Genomic DNA, 14,699 nt, shown 5'->3' with positions numbered 1-14,699 from the left:
TAACTGTGTTAATCAAGAACAATTCAGTTAGTCAGAAGAGCGCAGTTGTTTTATTTTCCGATTAAAACAACTGCGCCATCCGGTTGCAATGTCAATTTGATGGTCTTTGTTTTGGAAAGTCGAATTTGTTTCTGTGTTGATTCCCGGGCGATGTTATCGTCGATTAGCTGTACCGCATCCGTACTCAACATGGGCAAATTCACCGATACCGTCTTTTCTTTGCCCTCGGCATTTATACCCGCTATATACCATGTATCACTCTTTCTCCGGGCAAGTATGACATATTTACCTGGATAACCATCAATAAAAATTGTTTCATCCCAGGTTGTAGGTACCTGTTTCATAAAATCAATCACATGGGCTGGCATTTCCTGTAAATTATTGGGTGTCAACCCAAAATTTTGCACTGGAGTCTGAAATAAAATCGCAGTTGCCAATTGAAATGTTTCTGTCGTTTTGCGAATAGTACCACCGTTATTCTCACGGTTATGACGTTTGTTCAACAAAACCGGACCAAAATCCATTGCCGCCACGGCGTTGCGAATAAATGGATGTAAAGTCGCATTAAAGGCCTCCGTATCATTTGCATGTTGTGTGAAAATCAAGTTTTCGGAGGCCAATACAGCTTCACTACCCACGAAATTCGGATACATACGCTCCCAACCCCGCGGTAAAGTACATCCATGAAATATAACTGTTAATCCATAATCATTTGCATCCGAAAGAATATCTTCGTAAAGCTTAAGTGTTTCCTGTTTATCACCTCCAAAAAAATCAACTTTGATTCCTTTAATGCCCACACGCTGCATCCATTGCATCTCGGCTTTACGTGCGATCGAAGTATTCATTTTATTTTTTGGTGTTTGCGGTGCGTCGTTCCAGAATCCGTTCGAATTATACCACAGGCAAATACCTACGCCCCGCTCCTTTCCATAAGCCACCAATTGTTCAATTTTTTCGTGGCCGATCTTTGTATCCCACCAATTGTCGATCAATACAAATTCATAACCCATTGAAGCTGACAGATCAATAAACTTCTTTTGGTCTTCAAAATTAATACTACCATCCTGCCATTCCAGCCAACTCCACGTTGCCCGTCCGAATTCGTATTTCTTCGACGCCGGATATTGCGGCTCAACAACATCGAAAGGAATGGTCGTCTCCACAATGGGTTTTAGATTGCGCCCGATAGTCAGTGTACGCCAAGGTGTATAACCGGGTAATGAAATTGTGGGAGCTGCACGTCCAATGCCATTGTTCTCCCTTTCTTCCGGGAAAGCAATACTATAAAGACCATCCTTGGTGCCTTCGCTTAACTTGGATGCACAATAAGCACTTGATACACCCGTTTCCGAAACAAGTACCCATCCACGATCCCCAACATGAAAGAGTGCAGGAAAAGTATATCCAACACCATACTTCGAAGGTATCCCTAAAGCCTGATCTGCCTGATACTCCTCTTCGTAACTTGGCTTTGTTTTCATCCAACCTATCATCGGGGAAGCTTGAGCTGTTAAAAATGTTGTTGTAATGAGTGGAAATTTAAAGCCACTCTCCTCCTTTATTAATGCAAAATTGGCCGGCTCGCCTACCTGAGGCACATAATATCGGAAGGCAATATTGTTGTTACTAACACGGAAAGTAACCTCAATCTGTTGCTTTGAAGCATTCTCCAACAAATAACGCAATTCATTCGCTTTATACGCTACCTGACTGCGTTTGATTTTTGATTCGTTATAATTGCTCGAAATTTCAGCTCTTTTTTCTGCTATTGGATGCAAATTATCACTTAAATTTATCGTCTTGCTTTGGAGCCCAAGCGGAGAAGCTTCCAACATCGTTTTCCCTTCCAGTTCAACCTCATAGAATAGATTGCCGTTTTTCAGATCCAATTTAACGGTCAAAGTTCCATCAGGACTAGATACCGATGTCTGCTGTGCTACAGCAATTGTGCCCAATAAAGACACGATACATACCAAAACATAAGGTTTTAATGGTAAACGTCTAAAATAGCGCGTATAATTGTGATTTAACATAGATTAACTCAAATAGTAGGTTAGTTATTCTGTTAAAGATAAGGTTTTATTTTAATAAATGTACAAAAAACACTTATTATGCAATACGACACTTATCCAGCACTTGATGCCACTATCTAAGGAGTTATGACCTTCTTGTTAGGGAGCCGGCCCTCCCGCCTTTTCTTGCCTTATGGAAAGATATAGAAAACAAAAATGTGTTATAATTGTAAAGAAGTAGTGACATTTATTTTTACGATTTTAACACGTATTAAACTATGAATCTAATTATGAACATGATAGCAATTGCAAGTATAGCAACTGCTTCCTTAGCTCCATTGTCAGCCAAATCACGATTATTGTTCGAGCAAAAGAACCAAAACATTGCGCTGATATTAAAAAAACAGGCCTTAAAACGTAATTATGTGGGAACCGACTCGCTATTACAATACTTTAACCAAACAACTGCAGAACTTGAAAAGCAGGTTGCGGGTTTAAGCGAAGCGCAGCTCCAATTTAAACCAGCGCCTGACAAATGGTCTATCAGTCAATGCCTTGAACATATTATTCGTTCAGAACGAATGATATTTGACATGGCAAAAAAAGGCCTGGATCAAGATCCACAACCTGAAAGGCGGAAAGAGATCAAGATGACCGACGACAATCTCAAGAATGCACTCACAGACAGGAGTCACAAATATCAGGCACCCAAGGAACTCCAACCAGAGGGCATTTATAAAAATGTGAAAACGGCACTCGCTGATTTCAATGCCGCGCGTAAGCCAGTACTTGATTATATCAAAAAAGCTGATGCGGAAGATCTTAGAAATCATGTCAGCGACTCCCCAACCGGTCCAATTGATGGTTACCAAGCCCTGATGTTTATTGCCGCACATTGTGCACGTCATACCAAACAAATCGCTGAAATAAAAGCCGATCCCAATTTTCCAAAACAATAGAAAGATGAAGAAATTGACCTATCAAATTAAGATTGATGCTCCTGTCTCACGGGTTTTTAAAACAATGCTCGATAAAGAAACGTACAAACAATGGACCAGTGCCTTCGATCCGAGCTCTGATTTCGAAGGCGTTTGGGAAAAGGGACAAAGAATTCATTTCACTGGCGTCAATGAAAATGGTGAAAAAGGCGGAATGGTAGCAGAGATTGCTGAATATATTCCAAATTCATATGTATCTATTCGCCACCTTGGCATCTTAGATAAGGGCCAGGAAATTTTATCCGGACCAACAGTTGAAGATTGGGCAGGAGCATTAGAAAACTATTCTTTTTCAGCCATCGAGGGACAAACATTATTGAAAGTGGATGTTGATACAAACGACGAATACATCGATTACTTTAATGAAGCTTGGCCAGATGCTTTGCAACTTTTATAAGAGTTGAGTGAAACTAAATAAGTTAAATTAGGCGCTTAATGATCAAGCGCTCGCTAGACTGATCAAAAACACATATTGACTCAATAAAAAGGGGGATCTAAATCCCCTTTTTATGTTTTTGCTTTATGCATTTAAGCAAACCTAAGAAAGTCAACTTCTTTAAAATATGCCCTTTATATTTTTAGCATTAGTTTACTTTTCCTTTTTGACGTGAATATCAAAAATATTGTAATACTCTAACGTACTATAATCCTTGAGGCTCATGAAGTCATAAGTAAGTGGATAATTAAAGATATTCTCCGTCTGGCTTACATAAAGGAGCATATCGCGGAGTGCTGTTCCAATAGCCTGGGCTCCTTTTGGATACTGAATAAAACTGTTCTTCCCGCCACCACGATAGTAGATCAGCAAATTACTGCAATCGAGGACTTTGGTATCTATATCATCCAGTGCTTGCTTTTCCAATATTTTGTCTATCGCTGTATTGAGTCTTGCCCGTGTTGAATCAGTTTCTCCCATCAGAATCATATGAGTACCATAAGTCACCGAAGCAAGCACATAAGGAGAATAGCCGGCTTTAGTTAAAACCGCAACCTCCGATTCGGGGTAGGCGTCAAAATATTCCGTGTGATCAATATAAATTGTAAGCTTATTGACATTGCCTATCCGAAGCATACTATTGGGTTTACTGATCGTCGTCGAGTCGGCATGTCTCACAAGGGATAAGGCCTTCTTTACATCCTTCGAATTACCAAGAAATCCCTGTATTTCGGCGTAATCTTCAAAAGTGCTAGAGGAGAAATTTATGCTGCTCGCCTGTTTCGATTTTTCGAACTTATTGGCATAAGCAAGGCCATTCGCATAGCTTGGTTCAAAGAACCCCATATCTACGGAGAAATCGTTGTAAGACAAAAAATGGAATTTAACTTTTTTTGCTTTTGTTTCCAGGCTTTCTAGTCGCGGACCATCAAGGGTATCTTTGAGGCTCCAAAGTCCACCCAGAAAAACCTTTTCATCAATATAGTCATCGGCGAACAGTTTATTCATCTGAAACTCTACTTTTCGAATTTCGTACTTATCTGTAGGGACGGTTGGTTTATTTTTGGTGGTATCCGTGGGGACCACTTCTGGGGGCTCTATCGTTGGCTCGATGGGATCTTTTGTACAACTTAGCCATATCAGTGAGCTAAGAAGAAGTAAAAAATTTCTAGTGTGCATATTGAAGTTCTTCGGTTTCAAATTCTGTTATCATTAAAAACAGGGATCACGTGTGCTTTTTTATCTGATAAATTAAATATAATAATCGAAGGTAACATTTTTTTTCATCAGTCCAAAACAAAAAAAGCGGGGATTTTCACCCCGCTTAGAATTAATCTTTTGTAACACCGTGAAAATGCAGAAGCCTCTCAGCTGGTTGAAATCAAGAGCGAGCGACTGCATTAAACACCCCAAAAAGCTCTACACGCTCTAAAGAACGATCCACAACCACCACTCGTATAGGTGTCTGAAGTATGTGTACCGACCAATTGTGCCGTATCATAGTCATAAAAACTCAATACAAAAACACAATGCGTTAATTGGCCCTTACTTTCTTTGACCTCTTCGGTGACCTTCGCGAGGGTGTTCGTTTTAGGAAGGCGGTAAGTCGTCGTTTTAACATTGACATTTTCTTTTGGAGCCTTTTCTGTTGTCTTTGCAGAAGCCACTGTAGATAGCAGCGCAACCGCCATCAAACTCATCATTAATTTTTTCATTGTTTCTATTTTTTTGTTAAACCATGACATGCTTTTGAAGCAGGCCATTATTTTATGGAAGTAAAAATAGAAACGTCTTTAACTAATTTTACGGTGATTTATTATTTGCTATAGCCCCTTCATTATTCGTGGTTGATAGTCTATTATTTGCAATACGACTGTTTGTACTGTATAGGTTAATCATTACAGCGAGTCTTATTTTTATACATTGTATGTCTCCAGCATTATTTGTATTTTTAGGGGTCTGATTCAAAATAAACTACAGTTCAGCGGCCCAATTATTACAGCATCGGACAAATTCGTTAACAATGCCCAAATATACTAGCGCAAATGGGGTTAAAAAATTAGAATAGCGAACCGTAAATATTGCTTTTTATAAGAAAATGGAAAATAATAGAGAAAGCAGAAAGATAAGGTACAAAAAAAGAAAACAAAGCGATAAAGGCTCTCGCGGCTTACACATCATTTGGCGCATTACTATACTCGCCTATATCGTTATCCTACTCTATTTTCTATTTACCTGTGGTGGTAATGGCGCTAATTGGTTTCCCGGAAAACCTATCTATACAAGATAAATACCACGAATAAATTATAGAATAGCTTCTTATAAGACTAGGTCCATAAACTTCGAACCGGCCCCGGTGTAAATTTTTATCCAAATAAACCAATAATGCTTTATTATTATCAAATTTATCATATGCCTTGGATGTGAGATATATTTTTGTTCATAAAAAAAGGAGACTACTATTGACTAGTGTCTCCTTAAGTGCCGGTCAGCATACTTTTTTCACATGATTTTGAGCAAGATTTGAAGAATTTGTTGGAGGCATTAAGCTGAAGATTTCTTTATTATTTGCTTCCTTATTTAATGTAAAACTTAGTATATTTTAAACCTTAATACTCGTAATTCCAATGGATATTCCGTAGGGGAATCGAACCCTACCTGCATCAATCTATTTATCAGTAATTTACAAACCTTTCATTCACCTGCTCACCGAATAACTCACTGGTTTGATATACGTTTTAGCTGCAAGTGCTATAAGTTAAATTTATATAAAATATTTGTTAATTCCCAAATTGGTATTTAGAACAATAAACCGTAAATATAGTTAATTAAAAAGGTTGGTTTGATGGAACTTCAAAATTTTAACATGTAAAATACTCATACCATGGGCATCTTCTAGTTTATATAGATTTGGCTTCATACTTTATCGTTTCTGAGATTTATTGTTAATAATTGTGTTCTATAAATTTCACTAGCTGCATTACAGAGAAGTCTATCTTCATTATGTATTCATCTTCTCCGGCATAATCCCTTAATAATCTATCAGAGAATCCCCAACCTCCATTTTCTTTTGCTTTTTTTAATACTTGGCTTAAAGGATAAAAAGTATATCTATATTTACCTTTGTTTGATTTTGATGACGGTAAACATTCTTTTGTATCACAAATAATCCAATATCCTTTATCCTGTCCGAACTTAACAGCAGAGTAAACAGAATTTGTGAAACTAGCAATATATTCTGCTTTAGATTTCCGTGAGATACTTCTAATCAATATTGGTTTTGTTTTAGGAAGAAAATTTTTCAGTACAATTTCCCATACATCATAATAAGCTTTGAATTTTTCAGAACGATCAGTTAAGATCCAGTTTCCAATAAATATTCTAGTGTCATATGTAGGTGGGATTCCTTTATCAATAATGTCTATTAAATTTTGAGCTATTTCCTCCTTTTTTGACTTACTGTAATCGGTAAATCAGAATACACAACTTTTGGCAATTTAGAGTGCAGCAAAAATGGCAATAACGGTGCAGCGTTTTTGGCAATAAGGAATGCAGCATAATTGGCACTAATCAATACATAGTTCATCTTTTGGGACGCGGTGTCCCAAAAGAAAAAACAAGCTTTGTCGCAGCAAAAAGACAAAGTTATTTATGAACTATTATTTAAGTAAACTTATGACCTATCACGAGGTTCACAAAATGCACCGGGAAGGCAGTTCGATTCGCAGGATTTCCGAACATCTCGGCCTGAACTGGCGTACTGTAAAAAAGCTTCTGAACAAAGACGACCGAAGTTACCAAAAAGAACTGGAAGCGCCCCCTTCCAAGAAAAAGTTACTGGATCCCTACCGTGATTTTGTAAAGGAAAAGCTGTCGCTGTATAACGATACCTCAGCGGCCCAGATGCATGACTGGCTCAGGGAGCATTACCCTGACTTTCCGCAAGTCAGCCCCAAGACCGTATTCAACTTTGTTCAGGGTATCCGGACGGAGTTCAACATCCCCAAAGAAGTGAGCGGCCGCGATTTCCAGATGGTCGCGGAGCTTCCCTATGGTGATCAGGCGCAGGTTGACTTTGGTTTTTATAACATGACCACTACGCGCGGTAAGCAGAAAAAAGTACAGTTCTTTACTTTTATCCTCTCAAGGAGCCGCTATAAGTTTGTTGTTTTCAGCGATGTGCCCTTTACCACGGCTATGGTGGTCGCTGCCCATGAAGAGGCCTTTCGGTTTATTGGCGGACTGCCCCGCGAGATCGTCTATGATCAGGACAGGTTATTTATGGTGTCGGAAAACCTCGGTGAGATCGTACTTACCTCCGAGTTTTCCAGCTATGTACGCGATCGTGGCATCAAACTTCATTTCTGCCGTAAAGCCGACCCCCAGAGCAAAGGGAAAGTGGAGAATGTGGTCAAATACGTAAAGCAGAACTTTCTTTACAATAGGCCTTACCGTGATCTGGATACGCTCAACGATGAATGCCGGGCCTGGCTTTTCCGTACGGCCAACAATCTGCCCCATGGTACCACGAAACTTATCCCACTGGAAGAACTGCACCGCGAACAGCTATTGCTGGAAATGTGGTATGAAATAGCCCCGCAGACTCCGGTAAAAAAGCTTTACGCTGTCCATAAAGACAACAAAGTGTCGTATAAGGGCAATTTCTATAGTGTTCCTATCGGCACCTACAACGCGGGAACCATTAAAGTGCAGCTGAGCGAACTTGCGGGTAAGCTACTCATCCGGGATCTCTGTGGAAAAGAAATATGCACGCACGATATATCCAGCCTTAAGGGCAAAAAGATCATACTGCGCAGCCATGGCCGGGACATGGAGCCTAAAATAGCAGAAATAGTAGACCGGATCTCTAATCTGTTCGAAGATCCGGATAAGGCAAAGCAGTGGATACTGTCCATAAAACTTCACAAAAAGCGGTATATACGGGATCAGTTGCAGATGGTCGAGCGTACTGTAAAGAATAACAGTGCTGCACAGATATCGCGCGCGCTGGATTATGTACATGCCAACAACATCCTGAGCGCTACGGATTTTAAAGCCTATCTGGAATACATCCGCTCGGAAAAAAAGCAGGAGTCTGAGCTGGATACCAAGATCATACGGCTCAACCCTCTGGATGGAAACAGCAGTATACAATTGGATATTGAACCCCAGAAAAGTGACTTAGATGATTACGAGGCGCTTTTCGGCTGCAACTAAAACAATCACTCCCTGTCGTTGCTTCGACAGGGATATATAAATCTTATCAGGCAATAACTATGGACAATCAAAAACAACAGGTAAAACAACTCTGCGCCGACTTCAGGCTTTCAGCGATAGCTGCCGGCCTGGATGATATCTTATCGGGGGCAGAAAATGAGCAGATAGGCTATCTGGAGCTACTCTCCCGTCTTTTCAGGGCCGAGCAGCAGCACCGCCGGCAAAGGGATGAGAGCAGACGGATGACATCTGCTTCTCTGCCAAAAAACAACGACCTCTCGCTCTACGAAGCCAAACGTAACGGGCTTACCGACAAACGGCTCGCTGCACTACGGGAACTTAACTGGATCGACCAGCTGTTTAATCTCGTGCTGATGGGACCCAGTGGAACTGGAAAAACAATGCTTGCAGCAGGCCTGGCAAGAGACGCTGTCAAGGCAGGTTATCATGTGTATTTCAGAACGATGGAAGAGATCGTTTCTACCTTAAAGACAAGGGACTTTGTACGTTCACAGGCTGCTGAATACAAAAAAATGCTGCGGGCGAGCCTCATCGTTATTGATGATGTCATGCTGTTCCCGCTGGAAAAAAATGTCGCGGTCGCTTTCTTCAATTTCATCAACCAGATCTACGAATCTACTTCGATCATTGTTACGACAAACAAGAAGCCGACAGAATGGGCTAAAATGCTGGAGGATGAAGTTATTGCAACGGCACTTTTAGATCGGATATTGTTCCGATGCGAAGTGATAAACCTCACAGGCTATGACAACAATATGGATATGTAAAGTCCATTATCAGATCTCTTCTCAAAATTCATTTATAGCCAATTATTAATACGACTACACATAATTGCTTTCCATAACGTTAGTGTTGCATATTACAATATATCAACATAAATAGTAAAAGTTATGGAAATTCAAAATCTTATTGAACGTACTAACCAACTTTTAAAAGAGGCCAGATATTCAGGCAGTCGTATCTACACCTATAATTGGTTGTGGAAGAAAGGCATCCTTGTTTATATGCACTCAAGAGGCTTGGTTGACTACGACGAAAACGTCGGCAACGAATATATGCTGACGTGCCGTGATGGTTTCAACGTTACATTCCATCATCGCGACCTTATTAAAAGTATTGAAGTGTTGACCCATGTTTTGTTGGATAGCAATCTGGGAGGGAGAAGACAGCATGTGGTACAACATCCCTTACGGGGTGACATCGGCGCCGCCGCTATTCAGTATCTTGAATACTTGAAATCCCTGGGCTTAAATGAGAAGAAGACACTTCAGCGTTACAGAAAAACAATGAGCAACTTTATAGAATATCTACTCGAACTGGGAATAGACAATCGTTCGGGAATAACCGAAGAAGATATAGTGAGGTATGTTGAGAGTCGCGAATATCAACAGAAGGAGTATATTGATACTACGCGCCGCTTTCTATTATTTCTCTTCCGCGAAAATATAATTGCAAAGGACTATTCCTATATGCTAAAATCACTTGGTAAAAAAATCAAGCGTGTAAAGGCCCCTTCGTTCTATGCTCCAGATGAAGTACAGAAGATAGAGACATCGATTTCCCGTTCAAGCAATATTGGAAAACGCAACTATGCTATGCTATTATTATGCTCCCGTCTAGGGCTGCGCGTCTCGGATATAGCCAATTTGAGTTTTAGCGACATAAATTGGGAAACCAATAAAATAACGCTTGTGCAATATAAGACCGGAAATCCATTGACACTTCCACTTTTACCTATAGTTGGTAATGCCATTATCGACTATGTTCGGTATGCACGCCCAAAATCCATGTCAGACAAAGTGTTTTTAAGTTGTCGTCCTCCATATGGGGCACTTAATGGAGGAGCGGTTCATGGAGCCATCTTAATTGTTTTTAAGTCTTCTGGAATCGAATTCGGGAACAGGCATCATGGAGGGCATGCATTGAGATTCAGTCTGGCGCAAAGAATGCTGGACAAATCCACGCCAATCTCAATTATATCGGAAACACTGGGTCACTCCGAAGCAGATACAACAAGAACCTATGTCCGGATAGACCTGTCACATATGCTGGGATGCGTACTAGATGTTCCGGAATCCAGCGATTGCTTTTATACGCAGAGAGGAGGGTGGTTCTATGACTGATCCATTTGACTATCGGGGAGTATTGGCTCCTTATATGAAAGCCCTGATCCGGATCAAAGAATCCTGTGGGTCCACCGTGCTATCAACCAAATGGACTTACAAAGAGTTTGACGAGTTCACCATAATATATGGTTTATCAAATCCAGTTATCACGAAAGATCTGATAGGTGCCTGGGCAAAGTCCAGGGAAAATGATTGTAGTAGAACATTCTATGGAAAATGCTCCCGTCTGGCCCAACTGGCGAAATACATGAATGAGCACGGGGTTAAATCATATATCATGCCTTTGCCAAAATGTACGAACGATCGTGGTTTTGTACCCTATATCTTCACTGAAGAGCAGATGCTGGCCATATTCCGGGAATCTGACGGGCTTCAGCGAGGAAGCCATCGAAAAGATGACCCAATTATATCCCTACCCTGTCTTTTTCGACTTTTATATAGTACAGGCCTAAGAATCACAGAAGCAACCTCGCTGCGAAACAAGGATGTGGATCCCGACAGGAATGTATTAAGGGTTGGCACTTGGGGCAATACTAAAAATGGAGAAGAACGCCTGGTTCCCATATGCAGCTCTTTAAAGGAGGCCCTTCTGAAATATTTACATTACAGGAGCATGCTCCCCGTAAAAGGCGTTACTGATAGCGAACGTCCATTCTTCATTAAATTGAATGGTACAGCCGTGTCTTCCGCCAACGCATACAACTGGTTCAAAAAGGTATATACGAAATGTGGAATTGCATATAAAGGTGAATGCTTTGGTCCTCGGGTGCATGATATAAGACACACCATGGCAACGCATTCTCTTGCAAAAATGATAAGAAAAGGGCTTGATGTGTACACTGCCCTTCCATTACTGGCTGCTTGTCTGGGACACAAGTCTCTTACATCCACCGAAGAATATGTGAGACTCACCTGCAACGAATATCCCGAACTATTGGAAATGTGTATTTCCCTCAATGAATTTATATATCCCCAAAAAGATGGCAACGAATAACATAGCAAAATATATCACAGGTTTCCTTGGTGTGTATCTTCCGCACGAGCGAAACGTCAGCCCCAATACCATATCCGCGTACCGCGATGGTTTTGTCTCCTTTTTTTCCTTCTTGAGGGATGAGAAACAGATAAAGATTGAAAATGCGATTTTGTCAGATATTAATAGGGATAATGTGGTTGAATATCTACGATGGCTGATTGAGCGGCAGGGAAACAGTATTGCGACGCGCAATAATAGATTGGCAGCGATACATTCCTTTGTAGCATATCTTCAGTATGATAGCATCGAATACCTGGATCAGTGGCAAAAAGTCCTGAAGATTGGAAATCTGAAAAAAGCACATCCTACCCCGGTATACTTTACAAAAGAAGGAATAAAGCTTCTACTTGAACAACCGGATAGTGCATCTTATCAAGGGCTGAGACACCTTACGGTCCTTGCTTTGATGTATGATACAGGTTGTCGGGTACAGGAACTGGCTGACCTGACGGTAGTGTCAATGCGAATACAGTATCAGCCATACTCGATCAAGGTATATGGAAAAGGAAGAAAAGTGAGAATAGTACCGCTTTCTGAGCATGTCGTCGTAATACTCAAGAAGTATATGGAAAGGTACAATGTTTACTACGAGATTGATATAAAAAGACCGATCTTTTGTAATAGCGCGGGGAATAAACTCACCAGAGCCGGTATAACTTATATCTTAAAGAAATATGCAGATATGGCCCGTATATACGATTCTAATCTTATTCCCGAGGTTACCAGTTGCCATCAGTTAAGGCATAGTCGCGCAATCCACCTGTTGCAATCTGGTGTAAATCTGGTTTGGATAAGGGATCTTTTGGGGCATACCTCGGTCCAGACCACAGAGATATATGCAAGGGCCGACTCAAAACAGAAAAGAGAGGCTATAGAACAGGCATCGGAATGCCTTACACCTAACCAGGTTACCGGAGAATGGATCGATAACAGTAACTTGATAACTTGGCTGAAAGGGCTGGGTAAGAAATAACGATTATGTAAAGTCCAAATGTAAAGCCGTAACGCAATGCTCTGTGAATCAATGTACCTTTCAATGGACTTTACATATCCATATTGTTGTCATAGCCTTTAAGTTCAATCCTGTGAGACACATGGACAATTCTATCTAGTATTGCATCGGCAATAGTATCCTCACCGATTATATCATACCAACTTGCCACGGGTAATTGACTTGCTATGATGGTAGCCTTTCTGCCATGTCTGTCCTCAAAGATCTCCATGAGATCCAACCGTTGCTGTTGTTCCAGTCGCACAATACCGAAGTCATCCAGGATGAGAAGGTCCGTTTTGGCTAGTCTGTCCATAAGTTTTTGTAGGCTTCCTTCCAATCTTGCCATTTTTGAACGTTGCAATAGCTTCTGCAGATTGTAATAAGCCACTCTTTTTCCCTGTGCACAAGCCTTCAATCCGAAAGCGGAGGCCATAAAAGATTTTCCTGTGTAATGTAAACTTTTACATTACACAGGAAATGTAAACCATATGATAATGTAAAGTAATTTGCTAATGTATAACCAGAACCTTTAAACGGTATGGGATTGTCTAAAGTTTACTTTACATTACATTTCTCATCATCATGATGTTATTGTCTGTAAACAATATATCATGAATACAAAAAAACAAACAGTGGATGATTTGATGAACGACTTCTTTAATTACATGAGAAGCATCTATCGCACAGAAGGAAGCCTAAAGCGTTATAAGCGCATATGGCAAAGAATAAAAGATTTCATGTCTGCTCAAAAGCTTAAATACTACAATCCAGCAGTAGAACAGGCGTACTTAAAACATGAACTTGGAGATTACGATTATTATCAGCTTGATAGGAAAAAAAGGGATCTAATAAATATAACTGAGGCCCTCGGAGAGTTTCAGAAAACAGGCCGGCTGTTTATGGGGGCAAGAAAACATCGCCCTAAAGAGTTTCGTGGATCAGCTGCAGCAAGCATCAAAGCCTTCATTAATTATAAGCAGGTTGTGTTAGGCTTATCAGAAAACACTATTGGATCTTATATTTTCCATCTTTATGCATTTTGCAACTATATACATAGAAATAAGATCAATCTAAAAGCGATAAAAGCTTCAGAAGTCTTGCTTTATGTAGAGCAAATGAATGCCAATAAACCGGCAAACAGGTATGTGTCACTGAATATCCTGCGGAACTATTTCAAACATCTGTACGAGAATAATACGTTGTCCTTGGATTACTCCAGAATTATTCCCAAGGACAATTATAAGCAGCAGCCTAAGTTGCCATCCACATTTACAGATCAGGAGATAGCAGCCCTGTTAAAATCAGTAGATCGTGGTAATCCAAAGGGGAAACGGGATTACGCCATGTTGCTATTAGCAATTAGGTTAGGTCTTAGAGCTTCAGATATATGTGAACTGACCTTTGATAATATCATTTGGGAACAAAACATCATCCAGATCATTCAGTACAAAACAGGAAAAGCATTAGAGCTTCCGCTCTTGGCGGAGGTTGGCAACGCCATCGTAGATTACCTTAGATATGGCCGTCCCGTTACCAAGGATAATCATTGTTTTATTCACGTACAGGCTCCTTATGAAAGAATCCATTCCACAGATATGGGCAATATGGTTCGAAAATATATGACGCTATCTAAAATAAACTATTCTAACCGGAGGCATGGCCCCCATTCCCTACGTCATAGCTTCGCCAGCGCCCTTCTGAGAGAAAAATTACCGTTGCCAATCATATCAGAAGCCTTGGGGCACAGTTCTATGGAATCAACTATGCTGTATTTGCGTATTGACAAGGACTCCCTAAAAAAATGTGCAATTGAAGTTCCCCTAGTTCCAGTGTCGTTTTATAAACAGAAGTGAGGT

Annotated in this window: 13 protein-coding genes and 1 pseudogene; 9 read left to right on the top strand and 5 right to left on the bottom strand. The window is 40.4% G+C overall.

All coding sequences use genetic code 11. From position 1 onward, the window contains the following. Positions 1–50 precede the first annotated feature (50 nt). Positions 51–2,036: a glycoside hydrolase family 97 protein gene (locus CBM24_RS08270; protein WP_088160851.1), complete on the bottom strand. Its 1,986-nt coding sequence runs from the start codon at positions 2,034–2,036 to the stop codon at positions 51–53. 269 nt (positions 2,037–2,305) lie between these two features. Between CBM24_RS08270 and CBM24_RS08265 the strand changes: the two genes are divergently transcribed. Together CBM24_RS08265 and CBM24_RS08260 are read left to right on the top strand one after the other, a co-directional pair. Next, positions 2,306–2,974: a DinB family protein gene (locus CBM24_RS08265; RefSeq protein ID WP_157698411.1), complete on the top strand. Its 669-nt coding sequence runs from the start codon at positions 2,306–2,308 to the stop codon at positions 2,972–2,974. Positions 2,975–2,978: 4 nt separating this feature from the next. Further along, positions 2,979–3,410, top strand: a complete 432-nt coding sequence (locus CBM24_RS08260) for an SRPBCC family protein (protein ID WP_088160849.1) — start codon at positions 2,979–2,981, stop codon at positions 3,408–3,410. 192 nt (positions 3,411–3,602) lie between these two features. Here CBM24_RS08260 and CBM24_RS08255 read toward each other — a convergent pair whose 3' ends face one another. Both CBM24_RS08255 and CBM24_RS08250 read right to left on the bottom strand, forming a co-directional pair. Continuing rightward, the gene (locus CBM24_RS08255) at positions 3,603–4,628 is read right to left on the bottom strand and encodes a hypothetical protein (protein WP_088160848.1); all 1,026 of its coding nucleotides are present in this window, start codon (positions 4,626–4,628) and stop codon (positions 3,603–3,605) included. 221 nt (positions 4,629–4,849) lie between these two features. Beyond that, on the bottom strand, positions 4,850–5,164 hold the full coding sequence (locus CBM24_RS08250; RefSeq protein ID WP_157698410.1) for a hypothetical protein: 315 nt from the start codon (positions 5,162–5,164) through the stop codon (positions 4,850–4,852). A 383-nt stretch (positions 5,165–5,547) separates the two neighbouring features. Between CBM24_RS08250 and CBM24_RS27240 the strand changes: the two genes are divergently transcribed. Next, entirely contained in the window at positions 5,548–5,739 is a 192-nt protein-coding gene (locus CBM24_RS27240) for a hypothetical protein (RefSeq protein WP_157698409.1), read from the top strand. Between the two features lie 655 nt (positions 5,740–6,394). Here CBM24_RS27240 and CBM24_RS08245 read toward each other — a convergent pair. Next, positions 6,395–6,721 (bottom strand): hypothetical protein, encoded by a 327-nt coding sequence (locus CBM24_RS08245; RefSeq protein WP_198386065.1) that lies wholly within the window; start codon positions 6,719–6,721, stop codon positions 6,395–6,397. Positions 6,722–7,100: 379 nt separating this feature from the next. Here CBM24_RS08245 and istA point away from each other — a divergent pair, with 379 nt between their 5' ends. The 5 genes from istA to CBM24_RS08220 all read left to right on the top strand — a co-directional run bounded on the left by istA (position 7,101) and on the right by CBM24_RS08220 (position 12,822). Beyond that, on the top strand, positions 7,101–8,666 hold the full coding sequence (gene istA / locus CBM24_RS08240) for an IS21 family transposase (RefSeq protein WP_088160845.1): 1,566 nt from the start codon (positions 7,101–7,103) through the stop codon (positions 8,664–8,666). 59 nt (positions 8,667–8,725) lie between these two features. Continuing rightward, positions 8,726–9,454, top strand: coding sequence for an IS21-like element helper ATPase IstB (gene istB / locus CBM24_RS08235; RefSeq protein ID WP_088160844.1), 729 nt, complete (start codon positions 8,726–8,728; stop codon positions 9,452–9,454). Positions 9,455–9,577: 123 nt separating this feature from the next. After that, positions 9,578–10,810, top strand: coding sequence for a tyrosine-type recombinase/integrase (locus CBM24_RS08230; RefSeq protein ID WP_070568339.1), 1,233 nt, complete (start codon positions 9,578–9,580; stop codon positions 10,808–10,810). Beyond that, positions 10,803–11,807, top strand: coding sequence for a tyrosine-type recombinase/integrase (locus CBM24_RS08225; RefSeq protein WP_070568342.1), 1,005 nt, complete (start codon positions 10,803–10,805; stop codon positions 11,805–11,807). The genes CBM24_RS08230 and CBM24_RS08225 overlap by 8 nt, the downstream gene beginning before the upstream one ends. After that, complete coding sequence (locus CBM24_RS08220) at positions 11,794–12,822, top strand: tyrosine-type recombinase/integrase (protein ID WP_088160843.1); 1,029 nt, start codon at positions 11,794–11,796, stop codon at positions 12,820–12,822. Before CBM24_RS08225 ends, CBM24_RS08220 begins: the two co-directional genes overlap by 14 nt. Positions 12,823–12,892: 70 nt before the next feature. Here CBM24_RS08220 and CBM24_RS08215 read toward each other — a convergent pair. Further along, positions 12,893–13,279, bottom strand: a pseudogene (locus CBM24_RS08215) (ATP-binding protein); the annotation flags it as partial. A 175-nt stretch (positions 13,280–13,454) separates the two neighbouring features. Here CBM24_RS08215 and CBM24_RS08210 point away from each other — a divergent pair. Continuing rightward, complete coding sequence (locus CBM24_RS08210; protein ID WP_088159863.1) at positions 13,455–14,696, top strand: tyrosine-type recombinase/integrase; 1,242 nt, start codon at positions 13,455–13,457, stop codon at positions 14,694–14,696. Positions 14,697–14,699 lie beyond the last annotated feature (3 nt).

The organism is Sphingobacterium sp. G1-14, from assembly GCF_002196555.1.
Classification (GTDB): Bacteria; Bacteroidota; Bacteroidia; order Sphingobacteriales; family Sphingobacteriaceae; genus Sphingobacterium; species Sphingobacterium siyangense.
Note: the sequence above shows the minus strand (reverse complement) of the source record. Positions and strands in the feature narration are given on the sequence as shown.